The sequence below is a fragment of the Pseudomonas sp. R15(2017) genome, from assembly GCF_002112685.1.
Taxonomy (GTDB): Bacteria; Pseudomonadota; Gammaproteobacteria; order Pseudomonadales; family Pseudomonadaceae; genus Aquipseudomonas; species Aquipseudomonas glycinae.
Genome location: NZ_NEII01000016.1, coordinates 36,203 through 52,754, shown reverse-complemented (window position 1 = coordinate 52,754; position 16,552 = coordinate 36,203). Strand labels below are relative to the sequence as shown.

The window sequence follows — 16,552 nt, the reverse complement described above, 5'->3', positions numbered from 1 at the left end:
GCTGCTGGAGGAACACCGTCATGCGCCGTTTATTACTCGTTTCGTCTCTTATGCTGTGCCTGCCTTTCGGTTCGGCATTCGCCCGCGTGGACGCGGGAGATGTGGCTACTTCAGCGGGGGTTTCCGCGTCGCTGTACTCGACCTTCAAGGATCACAAAATGGTGATTCCGGCCCGTGACGACTTGTCCGCATTCGTCGCCAGCGGCGGAACGATCCGTGGCGTGTACCTGGAATCGGTACTGCAACAGGTGCGTCAGGACAATCCTGGCCTGAACGCCAGCGATGAAGAGCTGGCCAATGCCATCCTGGTTCACTACGAAGGTCTGTCGCAATAACCACGGCACGTTCGATGATGGTGGCTGACGGACTTGCCACCGTTACGCCCTGCCGATGGACGGCTGGCGAACGACCATGGGCAAAACCGTCGAACGGCCTCTATGATGGAGGCCATGACGATTTCCGCCTCACTCCGCTCCCCTTGCCCGCCGGGTCTGTGCATCTGCGGGCGTGATCCGCTGCTGGGTACGCCCGGCGCGGATGTGCGCATCCTGTTGCTGACCCGCGAGGAAGAAAAGCGTCTGCTCGAGCGTCTGGAAAACCTCAAAGACCTCGCCGACCTCGAGCGGCTGCAAGGCAAGATGTTCGATCAGCTAGGCATTCGTGTGCTGATCGCACCGAAGTTCGGTGAAGTACGGACTGTGCGCGGAGGCATCGAAATCGAGGTCGAGGAGCTTCCGGGGCTCTGCCGCAAAACCCGAAAAACCATCCCGGCCGCCATCCGCCGTGGCCTGGAAAACAATCCGCAAGTCGCCTTCGACCTGCTCAACGCCCACGACTTGCTGCGCGGTACCTGATCATTTTTTCATGCCCACCCGCTTGCGCATCTCGGCCGTGATGCTCTGTCGGATTTTCTTGATGTCCGCCCAGGGTTCATCGCCTACTTCCGCCAGCCGTTCGTGAACATTGCGCACGTTCCATTGATCGGCGCCCTTGATCTCGCCGACTTCTTCCCGAAACAGCGGCACCGACACCGGCAACCCTTCACGGGTACGCGCCGCGTAGGCGCAAATGGTGGTGGCGCCCAGGCCGTTGCGCAGGTAATCGATGAAGATCCGCCCGACACGATTTTTCGGCCCGGACACCGCTGAAAAACGCTCCGGCAACAATTTCGCCATGTGCGTGACGATGGCGTGGCTGAAATCCTTGACCTCGTCCCAGCCATGCTTGCGGGTCAACGGCACCACCAGATGAATGCCCTTGCCGCCGCTGGTCTTGAGAAACGCCTTGAGGCCCAGCTCATCCAGCACAGTCAGGGTCAGCGCTGTGGCTTCGACCATGCTTTTCCACGGCAGCGCCGGGTCCGGGTCGAGGTCGAGGACAAAGCGGTCGGGCTTGTCCAGATCGGTGGTGGTAGCGTTCCAGGTGTGCAATTCGACCGTGCTCATCTGCACCGCGCCGATCAAGGCTTCGGCGTTGTTGATCAGCATCACCGGCTGGCCGGTCAGTTCTTTGTCCAGCGTGCGGATGCCGGGGATCGCCAGGTTCTCAGCGTTCTTCTGGAAGAACAGCTCACCGGCGATACCGTCCGGCGCACGTACCAGCGCCACCGGGCGGTCCTTGAGCTGCGGCAGAATCCATTCGGCGACGCTGGCGTAATACTCGGCCAGCTGCATCTTGGTGGTGCCACTGCTGGCATCGATCACCCGGTCGGGATGAGTGATCCGCACCTTGCCGTCGGCCAAGCCGGATTGCGACGGCGCGGTAGATTCAGTCTTTGAAATCTTCATGGGTCTGGCGCGCTCCTCGGTGATGTCCTTGGCCGGTTTGTCCTCGCGCAAGCCATGGAACACGGCGTGACGCACCGAGCCGTCCTGGGTCATTTCGGCGAACGCCACTTCCGCCAGCAGACTCGGTTTGAGCCAGTGCACACCCTTGGCCTCGAAACCGCTGGGCGGATTGATCACCGCCGGTTTCTTCACCTTCAATGGCTTGAGCTGCGCGAGGATGCTCTTGAGGGTGGTTTCATTGAATCCGGTGCCGACCTTGCCGGCGTACCGCAACTCGCCGCTGTCACGATCATGCAGACCCAGCAGCAACGCGCCGAACGAACTGCGCGCGCCTTTCGGATCGGTGTAGCCGACAATCACGAATTCCTGGCGATGCTTGCACTTGAGCTTGATCCAGTCGCTGCTGCGGCGCGACACGTAAGGCGAGCCGAGGCGTTTACCGATCAGGCCTTCCATGCGCATCTGGCAGGCGCTGTTGAGCAACGCCTGCGGGGTTTCGTCGAACGCTTCGGAAAAGCGCAAAAGCGGATCTTCGTGGGCTTTCAGCACCGTGGCCAGCGCTGCGCGCCGTTCCTGCACCGGCACCTCGCGCAGGTCGACACCGTTCAGATACGGCAGATCAAACAGGTAATAGACGATGTTTTCGCTGCGTCCCGAATCGAACGCGTTTTGCAGGGCCTGAAAGTCCGGCACGCCGTCGGCGTCGGCGACCACCATCTCACCATCCAACCACGCCGACTCCAGGCCCAGCGCCGCGAGGGCTTGCGCCTGTTTCGGCAATTTGTGCGTCCAGTCATGGCCATTGCGGGTGAACAACTGCACCTCGTCCTGATCAATGCGCGCCATGATCCGATAGCCGTCGAACTTGATTTCGTATTGCCAATCGCCCTCCGGCGCACTCTCTACCAGCGTGGCGAGCTGAGGCTTCAGCTGCGCGGGAATTTTGGCCTTGTGCGCCCCGGTGAGCTTGCCCGAGGCCGACTTGCGCGGTGCTTTCGCCGGGCCTTGAAGGGGTTTGACCTGCTTCGCACTGAGCCGGGGCTTGTCGACGATCGTGCGCTCGCTGAGCACACTGTCGGGCTCGGCGACCAGCACGTCGTAATCGCTTTGCGGGCGTGCGGCACTGTCCTGATGCTTGATCAGAAACCACTGCTCTTTCTTGCCCGGCATGTGGGTGCGCACCAGGTTCCACACCCCGGCAAGCTTCTCGCCGCGCAGTTCGAATTTGAGCTTGCCCTTGGCGTAGGCTTTCTCCGGGTCTTCCTGCGGAATCCACACGCCGCGATCCCAGACGATCACATCGCCGGCGCCGTAATGCCCTTCGGGAATGCTGCCCTCGAACGTCGCGTAGTCCAGCGGATGGTCTTCGACATGCACCGCCAGCCGCTTGACCTTGGGATCCAGCGACGGGCCCTTGGGCACCGCCCAGCTCTTGAGCGCGCCGTCGAGTTCCAGGCGAAAGTCGTAATGCAGGTGCGAGGCATCGTGCTTTTGAATGCAGAACTGCAGGGCGTGGTCGCCGGCGGATTTCTTGCCCCGACGTCGTTCAGCCGCCGGTTCAGAGGTCGCCGAAAAGTCGCGCATCCGGTTGTAGTCGTCGAGATTCCTGCTCATCCTGCACCTGCCTTGTTTCAACCTGTTCGAGTCACCGTCAGCGCGACCACGGCAATCCGGTCGACGCGCTGATAGCCGGGATTCAGCAACTCTTCGCCGAACACATCGGGATCGAGTTCGCGGTAGGTCCAGCCGAAGCGTTTTTCATCCAGCCGTGGCAATACCGTGTCGAGGAAAGGATCGCGGCCATCGACCATCGCCACACCGGTGTAGAGCAGCAGCGAGCCGCCGGGGGTCAGGTGATTGAGCGCCTGTTCGACGATGCGCAGCGACAGGCCCGCCCCCAGCGTCCCACCGCCATGGCGGTAAGCTCGTCCGGCCGGATCGGCCATGTACGGCGGGTTGGCGACGATCAGGTCGAATTCACCGTCCACGCCTTGCAGTACATCACTGGCGCGCACCTCGACGTTGGCCACTTCGGCCAGCGCCGCGTTGATCGTGGTCAGGCGCAGCGCGGCGGGGTTGATATCCACCGCCAGCACTTGCGCTTCGCGCCGGGCACGGCCAATCAGGATCGCGCCGACTCCGGCGCCGCAACCGATGTCCACCGCACGGTGGATCGGCGCAAAGTTCTGCTGCAAATGGCTGTGAATCAGTTGGGCAAAGCGATAGGTGTCCGGGCCGAAGAACACTGAGTCGGCGGCATCGGTGGGGAATCCGGAATGCACGAACAGCAAGTCATCCAGGCTCGACCAGCGCACCCGGCTCTTCAAGCGCCCGTCGAACGCATCAATCACCTGGGCGTCCTGCAATTGTCGCTGTTCATCGGCAGACAGAAGGCCGGGTTCGAACGGACGCGACCATCCGAACACATCCCGCAGGCCATCGGCGGCCTGTCCTTCGTCGCGCTGGTTGACCCGTTGATGAGTCAGCGGAGTCGGGGTGATGAAACGATAGCCGTCGGCCTGCAAGCGCCGCCCCAGTTGCAGCAGCACCAAATCGTTGGCAGACAGTTGTTCTTCCTGATTCATTGATGATTTCCTTAACGCAGGCCGGATTTGAGTTGGATGAAACGGCGAGTGGCGAGCAGCCCGGCCGGATGCGCATGGCGTGCCGGGGCGAGCCAGGGGATCAACGTTGTGATTTTGCTGTGAGCATTCTGCCCTTGCAGTGCCGCATTCAGGCGCTGCACATCGGGGTCCTGTTCGGGCACCTCGATCGGCGCGGGGACCGAGGGGCGGCGGCGGAACGCGACGGGTTTGTCCGAAGAAATCCAGTCACCGGCAATCCAGTCATGCACCAGTTGTTTTTCATAGGCGCTGAACACGCCGAACATCGCGGCACCATCGCCATCGATCAATTGCCAGAAGCGGCTGTTCTGTGGATCTTCGTGGCGCTTGATCCAGCCCTTGTCCTGCATGGCCTGCAGGAACCCGGAGAGCTGCTGCGGATCGGCCAGCCACTGATTGACGGTCTTGCCTTCGAAGCGGCAATAGTCGGAGTGCATGTGTTGCGCGAACGGACACTTGCGTTCAAGCATCGCCAACAACTCGCGCTCCAGATCGAAGCCCTCGATGATTGCGCGGCTGCCCTGCCCCAGATCATTGAGTCGATAGCCCAGCGATACCCGGCGCAGGAAATCGCTGCGATCGGCTTCCAGAGGCAACAGATCCAGGACGGCCTGAACGGCTTTTTGAGCATGGCCGGTGCTGGCGTTGTCGATGGTCACGTGCAGGGTGAAATAGTACGGATCAATCCCCAGTTCGCTGAGCTCGTAACTGCTGATCAGCAGATGCAAGGGCAACTGTTCGTAGCCAAGGTTGTAACCGATCACCTCCGGGACAAAATCCATGCCGCAGGCACCCAGGGCCAATTGCAGCGCGCCTTGCAGGTAGCGTTCGTCGGGCAGTGGACTGCTGGGCTCGAGGCCCTGTTCGGCTAGCAGCTGGCGGTAGATCACCACGTGGTTCTGGGCCGGATTGCCCTCGCCCAGTTCTTCCAGATAAGTGCTGATCAGGCTGCTGAAGCGCGGATCGCGCCACTGTCCGAGCAAGCCGTAGAGCCAGGCGCCATCAACCAGTTTGGTCGGCGCCACCGCTTGCAGGAAATACTGCGCGTGAGCCTTGCAACTGAAGAACTGCCGTGCGCCTCCAGCCTTGCGTTGTTGCAGGTAGTCGGCGTATTGCCGGGCGACATCGGCGCAGTGCTCGGCCACCCAGGCATGCCACTGCGTGGTGTCCGATGGCAGTTCTTCCTTCAACTGCGCGGCTTGCAGCAGTTGATCTTCCAGAAAGGCGCGCGCCAGTAGCTGCGGATGTTCGTCGGCTAAAAGTGCTTCATGGATACGCCGCAACTCACCCGAAGAGTCGAGCGGTCGCGATGTGGCGGGGGCAGCTTGCAGGTGAGTCAGGACAGTCATGGCAATATTCTCGATCGATTGGCAGGACGCTCAGTCACTCGCCTCTAATGCAGCAGAGAGGCTTGGCGCGTCAAAAATTCAATCGGCTTGAAAATTGCCCTGACGGACGGAGCCTTCGGCTCGCTCCTTGCTTGAACAGAGCGGTCGAAGGCTGTGGGATGAGAGGGTCAGGCCGTGCCTTTGGCCTGCTGTTCCAAGTGAACCTGCAACTCGGGGTCAATCTGCAACGCCGCCGCCAGTTCATCCAGATAATTGCGCTCGGCGTCCTGCTGATCGTCCACCAGCATCACGCTGGCCAGGTACATCTCGGCGGCCATGGCTGGATCGTTCTGCGCCGCCTGCGCCACTTCGGTGGGATCCAGCGGTTTGGCGACTTCATCGTCGAGCCATTGCTGCAGATTCGGGTCGTCAGTGTGCTTGCTGATTTCGCTGCTGATCAGGTGTTTTTCCGACTCGTCGATCCGCCCGTCAGCCTTGGCTGCCGCGATCAGCGCCCGCAGAACGGCGTGGCTGTGTTCTTCGACTTGCGGGCCGGACAGCAGGTCTGCGGTTTGCGGGGTTTGCTGCGGCGCGGCGGACGCCTGGCTGCGTTGCCAGGCCTGATACGCCTGGAACGCCATCATGCCCAGCGAGGCCAGCGCCGCGTAATTGGTGCCGCCGGAACGACGCTGCGTGCCACCACCCAACGCGCCGCCACCGCCGAGCAATCCGCCAAGCAACCCGCCCAGGCCACCCAGTCCGCCAGCCGGAGATCCACCCCCGGAAACACCGCCACCGCCCAGCAAACCACCGAGCAGCCCGCCCAGTCCCCCACCGGCCGACGCGCCACCTGGTTGTCCCGCCGAGGCCTGGCCTCGCAGCAGTTGTTCGAGCAGATCGCTGGTGTTCATGACGTCGTCCTCAGGCAAAGGGGTATGACTGCGTCAGGCAACGATAGCCCTCCTGATGCGTTGCGCCAGCACCGTTGGGCTGACGTGGCCATGGGCGAGTGATTCTCCAGAGAAATTTTTCCCCGGCCAGCTAATCTTCACGAATGGGTGAACCTTGACCCGGCCCGACCGGTCGATAGCTGCAACCCCGACCCGGTTGGTCGCCGCCCTTGCTGCCCAAGGGTTTACGCGGCTTGCTGCACTTTCTGGAGAACGCCTTCGTGATATCGACCGTCCACATCGCCAGGCTCAAGGCCTGGGGCGCCCATGGTTTCACCGCGACCGGCGTGGTCACCGCTTTCCTGGCCACCCTTGCCCTGCTGGAAAACCAGCCGACCCACTGCCTGATGTGGCTGGGCGTGGCGCTGATCGTCGACGGCCTCGACGGGGCGCTGGCGCGCAAGGTCAACGTGCAGTCGGTGCTGCCGAGTTTCGATGGATCGATCCTCGATCTGGTGATCGATTACCTGACCTACGTGTTCATTCCGGCACTGTTCATCTATCGCTACATTCCCCTGCCCGACTACACCCAGCTGCTGACCGTGTCGCTGATTCTGGTGTCGTCGCTGTTCTGCTTCTGCAACGTCAATATGAAGAGCAAGGACAACTACTTCGTCGGTTTCCCCGCTGCGTGGAACGTGGTTGCCTTGTGCCTGTACATCATCGATCCGGGGCCATGGATCACCTTCCTGACGGTGATTGGCCTGGCGCTGCTGACCGTGACCCGGATGAAGTTTTTGCACCCGTTCCGGGTACGTCGGTTCATGCCGATCAACATTGCTGTGACGGCGATCTGGTTGCTGTGCAGTCTGTCGCTGGTGCTGAACCACCCGGTAATCAACCCGCTGGTGATGGGCCTGTGGCTGCTGGCGTCGGCGTACTTTCTCGGCATCTGCATCTGGCGCACGGCGCTGGAGTGGTTTGACGGTGCGCATCTGAAATAGAAGCTCTGTAGGGATCCCTGTGGGAGCGAGCAAGCTCGCTCCCACAATGGTTTCAGCGCTTGGTGATGACGACCTCCAGATATTCACTCGGCACCACCATCGATTCCGCTCCCGCCCGGTTCAACCCGTCGATCAGTAGCGTCAGATCCGCCTCCAGCGCCTGCCCGCTCTCAGGCGGCAACGCCGCGAACGCCTTGTGCACCGGGCCGTACCAATGGCGAAACACATCAATAAAGTGCGCCGCCGAGCGATAGCGGAAGTTGAAGTGGCGGCGGGTCACCTGGACCTGGAACTGGCGATCATCGAAGTTCGAATGCAGCCAGGCTTCCGCGCCCCAGTTCGAGGGCGGCTGCGCACCGGGTGGCGGTGGCAGATAGCGCCCGAGGGTCTTGAACATCTGGCCGACGAAGCCTTCCGGCGTCCAGTTGGCCAGGCCGATCCGTCCGCCCCGGCGACAGACCCGCGCCAGCTCCTTGGCCGCTTTCGCCTGATCCGGGGCGAACATCACGCCGAAGGTCGACAGCACTGCGTCGAAACTGGAATCGGCAAACGGCAGCGCTTCGGCATCGGCGACTTGAAAGGTCACGTCCAGATGCTCGGCGCGCGCCCGGTCCTGCCCGCGTTCCAGCAGCGCCGCGACATAGTCGGTGGACGTCACCAGACAACCCCGGCGCGCCGCCGCCAGCGTGGCATTGCCGTTACCGGCAGCAACGTCCAGCACTTCTTCATCGCAGCGCAGGTCGCAGGCTTCGGCGAGGGTTTCGCCGACGATCTGCAGCGTGGTGCCGATCAAGGCATAGTCGCCACTGGCCCAGGCGACTTTCTGACGTTCCTTCAGGGCAGTGAGATCAATGGGGGTACTCATGAATGGGTGCTCCACGGCAGAAGGGTCAAGCGTCACTCGGCGGTCGTCGGGTCGATGATGCTCGTCACCCGGGACACGCTGTTGGCCGGAAATCCCCCACGCCTGGCGTGTTCGCGCACCAGTTCCTCGTTGGGTGCGATGTACACGCAATAAATCTTGTCGGCAGTCACATAACTCTGCAGCCACTGCACCTCTGGGCCGAGTTCACGCAGTACGTTGCAGGACGTTTGCGATACGGCCTTGAGTTCTTGCTCCGATAGCTTTCCGGCTCCTGGAATCTCGCGTTCAATCACGAACTTCGGCATGGCAACCTCGCTTTCTTTTTATCAGTGACAAGGCCGGCATCGACCCTGCTCCGCCACTATCGCGCGGGCGCTGGCCGGCGTCCCTGTCAATCGTCCGGAGAGCCCATAAAACCGGGCGTTGGCCGATGAATGGCGGGATTTTGTAAAGGCCTCGAAACAGATACGGGAAAAGCGAAACGGCCCGGGAAGATTTACCCCGGACCATTCGCTTTCATTGATCAGGCCGCAGGCGCCTTGGCCTCTTTGAGCAGTTGCTGAATCATCTGCTCCTGCGCCTGATAACTGCCTTCACCAAAGTGGGTGTAACGCACCTGCCCCTTGGCGTCGACCAGGTAATGCGCCGGCCAGTACTGGTTATCGAAGTTGCGCCAGATCGCGTAGTTGTTGTCGATGGCCACCGGGTAGGTGATGCCGAGCTTGTGCACCTGATCCTTGACGTTGTCGATGATCCGCTCGTAACCGTATTCCGGGGTGTGCACGCCGATCACCACCAGGCCGTCCTTGCCGTACTTCTTCTCCCACTCTTTGACGTACGGCAGGGTGTGCTGGCAGTTGATGCAGTCGTAGGTCCAAAAGTCCACCAGCACCACTTTGCCGCGCAGGGAATCGGCCGTCAGTTCCGGCGAATTCAACCATTGCACTGCGCCGGCCAGCGACGGCATCGCGCCTTTGCTCGCCTCGTCTTCGGTCGAGTCTGCACGGACTTTGCTGACGAAGTAGTCCACCACTTTCGGCACGTTTTCCAGCACGCTTTTCTCGACCGACGCCACGCCTTGGGACGAGGTGTTGGCCAACAGCAGGTTGTCGGCACCGGTGGCGATCACCGCCGCCGTCGCCAGCACCGCAACACCCGCACCACGGCGGAACCAGCCAGTGAACGGAATCGACGGCTTCAGCCGGTTGACCAAGCCGCGACCGGCGAAGATCAGCGTTCCCAGCGACAGCGCGCTACCCGCGCCGTAGGCCAGCAGCAACAGGCTGGTGTGAGCGTTGGCGCCTTGCAGCATGGCGCCGGTGAGGATCACGCCGAGAATCGGGCCGGCGCACGGCGCCCACAGCAGACCGGTGGCGACACCGATCATGATCGACGCCATGGGCCCGGTCTTTTTCCGGGCGTCGGGGTCGAGACGATTGCCCAGCAGCACGAAGGGTCGGGCCAGCCAGTCACCGATACGGGCGGAAATCAGCGACAGCGCAAACAGCACCATTACCGCCAGCGCGATATGGCGACCGGTGTTGCTGGCCTGAATCACCCACTCGCTGCTGACTACCGCCAGACTGGAGATCAGGGCAAAGGTCAGGGCCATGCCGCCGAGGGTCAGCAGGATCGAAGAACGGGTGCGGTCGGCACCGGCGAACAGAAACGGCACCACCGGCAGGATGCACGGACTGAGGACAGTCAACAGACCGCCCAGGAAAGCGATGAGAAACATGAGGTTCACCTTTTGAATGAGGGGTGGTCTGTTGAGTGGTTCGGGGGGCGCCCGTTACGGGCAGCCCCCTTCAATCCTCAAGCCGTCTGGCTGTCCAGCCATTGGCTTTGTGGCGTACGGCTGGCACCGTTCTCGGCCAGCGTCTGGCCTTGCGGCGTACGGCTGGCGCCGTCGGCGGCCAGTGTCTGGCCCTGTGGCGTGCGGCTGGAGCCGTCGGCGGCGATCAGGCCGTCGCTGCCCGGCTTGGCCACCGGGGCCAGTTGGAAGCAGGTGCTGCTGCCACAGCTGTTCTGTTCGACGGCAGCGTTGGCGTGGGCCGCGACACCGGCGAGGGAGAAGGCAACAGCGGTCAGATAGCGCGATACGTTGTTCATGGCGATGTTCCTTTTATAGAGGTGGGTAATCAGTTGTCTTCGTTGCAGCCGTCGGCGAATTTGCGGTAGTCGAGCACCTGGGTCTTGCCGGCCGAGTCGAGGTAGGTCAGGCGGGCGTCGACGATGCCGCAGGTCATCGAGTTGTCCTGTTTCAGCGACACCACTTTCTGGATGTCCAGGTGGCTGCCGTAGGAGTAGGTTTGCGGGGTGACATCGGCTTCGGCTCGGGCCGACAGGGTGCAGATGTTCAAAGCGGCAAACAGGCAAGCGGCAGCGATCGATTTGGTCTTGGTGTTCATGGCGTTTTCCTCGGGGCTTCAATGATTGAATCGTTGATTGGGCCGAGGCGTTCTGTGTGTGCCTCGATGGAGCTCATTTAAAGCTCGCGAGGTATCGCGCATGTGTCGGCAAATGCCGTGTATAAATCGCTACGTATCCGCACGCGCCCGGGATACACAGCGATACAAAACCCTGTAAAAATCCGCTTTTTGCGTCGGCATGTATCCGTCACAGCGCTGGATACACTGCAATACAAAGGCAGGCAGGCGGCCTCGCGCAGGCTCGATAGACTGCCCGGCAATCCCCTTTGATTGAGGTTTGGCCCCATGGAACATGTCGATCACATCCTGATCGTCGACGACGACCGCGAGATTCGCGAACTGGTCGGCAATTACCTGAAGAAGAACGGCCTGCGCACCACGGTGGTTGCCGATGGCCGGCAGATGCGCAGCTTTCTGGAAGCCAACACCGTCGACCTGATCGTGCTCGACATCATGATGCCCGGCGACGACGGCCTGCTGCTGTGCCGCGAATTGCGCTCGGGCAAACACAGGGCCACACCGATCCTGATGCTCACTGCGCGCAACGATGAAACCGACCGCATCCTTGGTCTGGAAATGGGCGCTGACGATTACCTGACCAAACCGTTCGCCGCCCGCGAACTGCTGGCGCGGATCAATGCCGTGCTGCGCCGCACCCGGATGCTGCCGCCGAACCTGGTGGTGACCGAAAGCGGTCGGCTGCTGGCGTTCGGTCGCTGGCAGCTCGACACATCGGCTCGGCATCTGCTGGACAAGGACGGCACCATGGTCGCGCTGAGTGGCGCGGAATACCGTCTGTTGCGCGTGTTCCTCGACCATCCGCAACGGGTGCTGAGCCGCGATCAATTGCTGAATCTGACCCAGGGCCGTGACGCCGATCTGTTTGACCGCTCCATCGATCTGCTGGTCAGCCGTCTGCGCCAGCGCCTGCTGGATGACGCCCGTGAACCGGCCTACATCAAGACCGTGCGCAGCGAAGGCTATGTGTTCTCGCTGCCGGTCGAAGTCCTCGGAGCCCCCGCATGAATGTCGCCCTGCGCTGGCCGCGCACCCTCGCCTCCCGCTTGTCGCTGATTTTCCTGATCGGGCTGATCCTCGCTCAGGCGCTGTCGTTCGGCGCGCAATATTACGAGCGCTACGAAAGCGCGAAAAACACCATGCTCGGCAACCTCGAAACCGACGTCTCGACCTCGATTGCCATTCTTGATCGGCTGCCCGCCGAAGAACGCCCGATGTGGCTCAAACGCCTGGCGCGCAAGAACTACGGTTATCTGCTGAGCGAAGGCGAACCGGGCACGCCGCTGGACCCGCAGGACGTGCCGATTGCCGTCACCTCGATTACCGACGCAATTGGCGAGGCCTATCCGCTGACGTTCACCGATATTCCCGGCCCGATAAAACACTTTCAGGGCCACCTGCGCCTGAGCGACGGCAGCCCGGTGACCATCGATGTGCGCCCGTCGATGGTGCCGCTGTCGCCGTGGCTGCCGGTGGTGTTGCTCGGGCAACTGGCGCTGATGCTCGCCTGTACCTGGCTGGCGGTGCGCATCGCCATCCGCCCTCTCACCCGCCTCGCCAACGCCGTGGAAACACTTGATCCCAACGCGCACCCGATCAACCTCGACGAAAAAGGCCCGAACGAAGTGGCTTACGCCGCCCGCGCTTTCAACTCGATGCAGGCGCGCATCGCCGCGTACCTGAAAGAGCGCATGCAACTGCTGGCGGCGATTTCCCACGACCTGCAAACCCCGATCACCCGCATGAAGCTGCGGGCGGAGTTCATGGACGATTCGGCCGAGAAAGACAAACTGTGGAACGACCTCGGCGAGATGGAGCATCTGGTGCGCGAAGGTGTGGCCTACGCCCGCAGCATCCACGGCTCGACCGAAGAAAGCCGACGCACCAATCTGGATTCGTTCCTCGACAGCCTGGTGTTCGACTATCAGGACATGGGCAAGGAAGTGCAGTTGAGCGGCAAGAGTGAGGCGGTCATCGATACCCGTCCCCACGCGTTGCGCCGGGTGCTGGTCAACCTGACCGACAACGCGCTGAAGTTCGCCGGCGCTGCCGAGCTGCTGATTCAACGCGACAGGAACGAACTGTCGATCAAGGTCATGGATCGCGGCCCGGGCATCGCCGAAGAAGAGCTGGCCCAGGTGATGGAGCCTTTCTACCGCGTGGAAAACTCGCGCAACCGCAGCACCGGCGGCACCGGGCTGGGGCTGGCGATCGCCCAGCAACTGGCGCTGGCGCTGGGCGGTTCGCTGACGCTGAGCAATCGCGACGGTGGCGGGTTGTGTGCGGAGCTGAAACTGCCATTGAGCTGAGCACCAGCGGTCGCTACTGTCAGATCTGACAGTAGCCGGCCAGGCAGAATTATTGTGGGATGACACCTCGCTCAGCCGTCGCGTGGTGAACCATGTCTCTGCTCGATTCTGTCACTCAAGCCTGTCGGCGGCTCGCGCCGGGCGGCTGGCACTCGCTGATGCTGGCTCATGGTCTGGATATTCTCGCCGTACCGCTCAAGGCCGAGCTGCTCAAACCGCTGCGTGTCGAACGGTCCGTTCCCGGTTTTGAAGACTTTTGCCCGGCCGGCAATCGGGCGATCGAACCTGCCCGGCCTGCTCAAAGCCTGCTCTTCCATGCGCTGGCGTCGCCGAGGGTCACGCGCGATGCAAGTGGTCAGCCCCTGCAAACCTACCCAACCCCCAACGAGATCGAAGCAGTTCTGAACTACATTTTCGGTGTCCGAGCGCCCACGCAAAAGGATTTGCAGCGACAAGCCCAGGGCGAACCGCTGGTCGTGGCAGTGTTTGCGAGCGAGTACCGTTGCGCCGCCGACACGGTGCATGGTGAGCACGCCGATCTGTGTTACTCGCGTACCGGAATTGCGCGTGTGGGCAATACCAGCGCCCTGTACGCCCCCGAGCTGCGCTGCTTCTTGCCGTTCGTTCAGGACGACCCCTATGGCATTCGCATAATGCCGGTGCATTACAGCGCCTATATCGCCGTGCAACGCCAAGGAAATCAAGAACAGTTCGGCCCGATGGATGCTCAGCCGGACGTCGATCCTGCACTGAAATTCTGGGTGCCGATGCACAAGCTGTTCGATGGCAAGGAATGCCTTGCGGGACTGGATCTGGAGGTGAAATTCAAAGCTTTTCATATCAATGAAAAGATTCGCCACATCCATCTGCGTCACAGCGACACCGGCTGGCAAGAACCGGATATTTCCCAATACCCCTTTGTCATCACCGATGGTCTGGCAACGCTGGAGGTGGAGCGCGGATCGGGGTCGAGTCTACTGCTGCCCCGGCCCAGACTCCGGCTCGCCGAGCAGGCCTGTTACCGGGGCCAGTTGTTGTCATTCACGATGCCCAGGGACTCGGGGGGCATGATCCATGGTCGGTCAATGCTGCACGACAATGGCACCATCGAAGATCTGAACCACCGCGAGGGTGTCGCCGAGCTGGTGAGACAAGGCGGCTATCGCGCCCTGCACTATCGGGACGGCACGGCCGACGGTTATATCCGTGCGCGCTGCCCGTCGCTTGGGCACCTGCAATCGATACCTGCCTATTCGATCATTGCCACCCCGGATTTCTTTCCGTTTTGCCACCCACGGCGCCTGATGCACTGGGCCAGCCAGGTGCCAGCCTTCACCGGCTCGATCATCTGGCATGCCCGACTGCAGGCGTTATCGAATGTGCGTTATTGCGCCAACCTGACACTCGCGGGTCAGCCATTCTCCCCGGAGGATCGGGGAGTCACCGCGATTGTCGGTTTGCCGCGCAAGTCGGTCTCATGGCCGCTGACCGGCGCGCACCCTGTCGGCATCGACCGTCCTTCCACATTGCCGGACGGCGAAGCCGGACTTTTCGCCCCGGGTTGGGGGGTAGGCCGAGTGCGTGAGCAAAGCCCGGACGGTAGCTGGATCGACCATCTCGCCGGTTACCAGATGGCCAGTCCTTTTCCCGAGGACGCCAGAATCTGCGCAGCACTGGGCTCTTTCTGGCCAGGCCTGGCACCCGACTCCGCGAGCACTTTCGAGCCCCGCTCCAGCCTGCACACCATTATCCCGTTGACCGATGCGGAAACCGGAAGAAGCGCCGTCGCCTGGGACAACCAACCACCCGCGCAGCTGATCCAGCATCAGGGCCGGACGTTCGTCCGCTATCGCGCCTACGAATACAGCGATTACACACAAGTCGCCCTTGAAAACAGATTCTCCCTGCAACTGACCGGCGCAATCACCCAGCAGGAATATCAAGACCGGGTGCTCTCGATGTACCGCGTGTACAACGTACTCGGTGCGGGAACCGACAAGGCCTTGCGTAATACGTGGCCGTTGCTGTCCTTCATCCAGGTGCAGCGACCCGATCCGGAATTGGAATCGGCGCAACAGCAGGTCGGCATCGTGTTGCGCGGTTGGGTCTTTCGCTTCCTGATGTACGAACGCGGCGTCATGAGCATCCCTGCCGAAGACTTCAAATGGAGGGATGTGCAGGTCAAACAACAAGTGCGACTGTTCGTCTGCGCCGAAACGATACTGGTCAAATACGAAAATGCTGCGTGGCAACTCGCCCTTGAAGCCCTTTGATGTCGTGGTGATCGGTGGCGGTCCGGCGGGATCGGCGGCAGCGATCGGTTGCGCACAACGCGGTCTGCACGTGGCAATGATCGAGCGTCAGGAATTCCCGCGATTTCGCCCCGGTGAGAGCCTGCATCCAGGCATCGAACCCGTGTTGGCGCAACTGGGCGTCGCCGGGCAACTGTGTGTGCAGGATGCGCTGCGTTTCAACGGGCACTGGGTGCAATGGAACGGGCCGCTGCGCTTCAACGGCTTCGGCAGTGACGACAAGGGTTCATGGCGAGGCTTTCAGATTCCCCGGGCAACGCTGGACACAGCGTTATTGCAGCACGCCGCAGCGCTGGGGGTGATGGTGCACCAGCCGTGTCGCGCTCTCGCCGTCCTTGGCGAGAAGTGTCGCGTGCGCGGTGTCATAACCGATTCAGGCCCGTTGCACGCCGACTATGTGATCGATGCCAGCGGCGCGTCAGCCTGGCTGCATCGACAGCTGGGATTGACCATCCGCCGCTGTTCGCCACGCCTGATTGCCCGCTACGGTTACGTCCGGGGTTGTCCACTCGCTTATCGGCACGCACCGCACTTGTCAGCAGTTCCCGGTGGATGGACGTGGATCGCAAACGTGCAGGCGCAATTGACGCACTGGACGCATCTGGCCTTCGACGCGCCGAACCTGCGCCGCCCGGCGATTCCAGAGCAGCTGCAACACTTGCCCACGCAAGGCGCCACCCACGGCGCCGATGTAACGTGGCGGATCAGCACGGCAGTCGCCGGTAACGGCTACTTCATGGTCGGTGACGCGGCCAGTCAGCTTGACCCGGCGTCTTCCCATGGCGTGCTCAAGGCCTTGATGACCGGCATGCAGGCCGCGCAGGTGGTGTCCGACTGCATCGGGCAACCCTCTGTGCAATCGTCGGCTCAGAGGCAATACAGACAATGGCTGGGCGACTGGTTCGAGAAAGACATGGAACAACTGCGTCGCTTCTATCGCCTTCATCCTGATCCGCCACGCTGGCTGCAACCTCATGTCTGAC

At 61.9% G+C, this 16,552-nt stretch carries 16 protein-coding genes; 7 read left to right on the top strand and 9 right to left on the bottom strand.

The window, feature by feature from the left end; translation table 11 throughout:
- The first annotated feature begins 20 nt into the window (after positions 1-20).
- Both CAF77_RS26535 and CAF77_RS26530 read left to right on the top strand, forming a co-directional pair.
- The gene (locus CAF77_RS26535) at positions 21-335 is read left to right on the top strand and encodes a DUF2388 domain-containing protein (protein ID WP_039770957.1); all 315 of its coding nucleotides are present in this window, start codon (positions 21-23) and stop codon (positions 333-335) included.
- Between the two features lie 114 nt (positions 336-449).
- The gene (locus CAF77_RS26530; protein ID WP_170929003.1) at positions 450-854 is read left to right on the top strand and encodes a hypothetical protein; all 405 of its coding nucleotides are present in this window, start codon (positions 450-452) and stop codon (positions 852-854) included.
- Here the strand turns inward: CAF77_RS26530 and ligD are convergent, their stop codons facing one another.
- The 4 genes from ligD to CAF77_RS26510 form a co-directional block, all read right to left on the bottom strand.
- Positions 855-3,401 (bottom strand): DNA ligase D, encoded by a 2,547-nt coding sequence (ligD, locus tag CAF77_RS26525; protein ID WP_085655697.1) that lies wholly within the window; start codon positions 3,399-3,401, stop codon positions 855-857.
- Between the two features lie 17 nt (positions 3,402-3,418).
- The gene (locus CAF77_RS26520; protein ID WP_064382354.1) at positions 3,419-4,372 is read right to left on the bottom strand and encodes a methyltransferase; all 954 of its coding nucleotides are present in this window, start codon (positions 4,370-4,372) and stop codon (positions 3,419-3,421) included.
- A gap of 11 nt (positions 4,373-4,383) precedes the next feature.
- The gene (locus tag CAF77_RS26515; protein ID WP_085655696.1) at positions 4,384-5,760 is read right to left on the bottom strand and encodes an iron-containing redox enzyme family protein; all 1,377 of its coding nucleotides are present in this window, start codon (positions 5,758-5,760) and stop codon (positions 4,384-4,386) included.
- A gap of 167 nt (positions 5,761-5,927) precedes the next feature.
- Positions 5,928-6,650 carry a tellurite resistance TerB family protein gene (locus CAF77_RS26510; protein WP_085655695.1) on the bottom strand — a complete coding sequence of 241 codons (723 nt, stop codon included), beginning with the start codon at positions 6,648-6,650 and terminating at the stop codon, positions 5,928-5,930.
- A 260-nt stretch (positions 6,651-6,910) separates the two neighbouring features.
- On the opposite strand from CAF77_RS26510, the gene pcsA reads away from it, so the two are divergent.
- Entirely contained in the window at positions 6,911-7,633 is a 723-nt protein-coding gene (gene pcsA, locus CAF77_RS26505) for a phosphatidylcholine synthase (RefSeq protein WP_064384128.1), read from the top strand.
- A 52-nt stretch (positions 7,634-7,685) separates the two neighbouring features.
- On the opposite strand, the gene CAF77_RS26500 is transcribed toward pcsA, so the two are convergent.
- The 5 genes from CAF77_RS26500 to CAF77_RS26480 all read right to left on the bottom strand — a co-directional run bounded on the left by CAF77_RS26500 (position 7,686) and on the right by CAF77_RS26480 (position 10,909).
- On the bottom strand, positions 7,686-8,498 hold the full coding sequence (locus CAF77_RS26500) for a class I SAM-dependent methyltransferase (RefSeq protein ID WP_064382357.1): 813 nt from the start codon (positions 8,496-8,498) through the stop codon (positions 7,686-7,688).
- Positions 8,499-8,530: 32 nt separating this feature from the next.
- The gene (locus tag CAF77_RS26495) at positions 8,531-8,803 is read right to left on the bottom strand and encodes a DUF4242 domain-containing protein (RefSeq protein ID WP_064382358.1); all 273 of its coding nucleotides are present in this window, start codon (positions 8,801-8,803) and stop codon (positions 8,531-8,533) included.
- 218 nt (positions 8,804-9,021) lie between these two features.
- Positions 9,022-10,236, bottom strand: a complete 1,215-nt coding sequence (locus CAF77_RS26490) for a cytochrome c biogenesis protein DipZ (RefSeq protein WP_064382359.1) — start codon at positions 10,234-10,236, stop codon at positions 9,022-9,024.
- 77 nt (positions 10,237-10,313) lie between these two features.
- Positions 10,314-10,610: a hypothetical protein gene (locus tag CAF77_RS26485; protein WP_064382360.1), complete on the bottom strand. Its 297-nt coding sequence runs from the start codon at positions 10,608-10,610 to the stop codon at positions 10,314-10,316.
- A gap of 29 nt (positions 10,611-10,639) precedes the next feature.
- Positions 10,640-10,909 (bottom strand): DUF2790 domain-containing protein, encoded by a 270-nt coding sequence (locus CAF77_RS26480; protein WP_007956290.1) that lies wholly within the window; start codon positions 10,907-10,909, stop codon positions 10,640-10,642.
- Positions 10,910-11,215: 306 nt separating this feature from the next.
- Here CAF77_RS26480 and CAF77_RS26475 point away from each other — a divergent pair, with 306 nt between their 5' ends.
- The 4 genes from CAF77_RS26475 (at position 11,216) to CAF77_RS26460 (ending at position 16,551) form a co-directional block, all read left to right on the top strand.
- On the top strand, positions 11,216-11,956 hold the full coding sequence (locus CAF77_RS26475) for a response regulator (RefSeq protein WP_007956289.1): 741 nt from the start codon (positions 11,216-11,218) through the stop codon (positions 11,954-11,956).
- Positions 11,953-13,257 (top strand): ATP-binding protein, encoded by a 1,305-nt coding sequence (locus CAF77_RS26470; RefSeq protein ID WP_085655694.1) that lies wholly within the window; start codon positions 11,953-11,955, stop codon positions 13,255-13,257. The genes CAF77_RS26475 and CAF77_RS26470 overlap by 4 nt, the downstream gene beginning before the upstream one ends.
- A gap of 92 nt (positions 13,258-13,349) precedes the next feature.
- Complete coding sequence (locus CAF77_RS26465) at positions 13,350-15,530, top strand: hypothetical protein (RefSeq protein ID WP_085655693.1); 2,181 nt, start codon at positions 13,350-13,352, stop codon at positions 15,528-15,530.
- The gene (locus CAF77_RS26460) at positions 15,517-16,551 is read left to right on the top strand and encodes an NAD(P)/FAD-dependent oxidoreductase (protein ID WP_085655708.1); all 1,035 of its coding nucleotides are present in this window, start codon (positions 15,517-15,519) and stop codon (positions 16,549-16,551) included. The genes CAF77_RS26465 and CAF77_RS26460 overlap by 14 nt, the downstream gene beginning before the upstream one ends.
- Position 16,552: the final 1 nt, after the last annotated feature.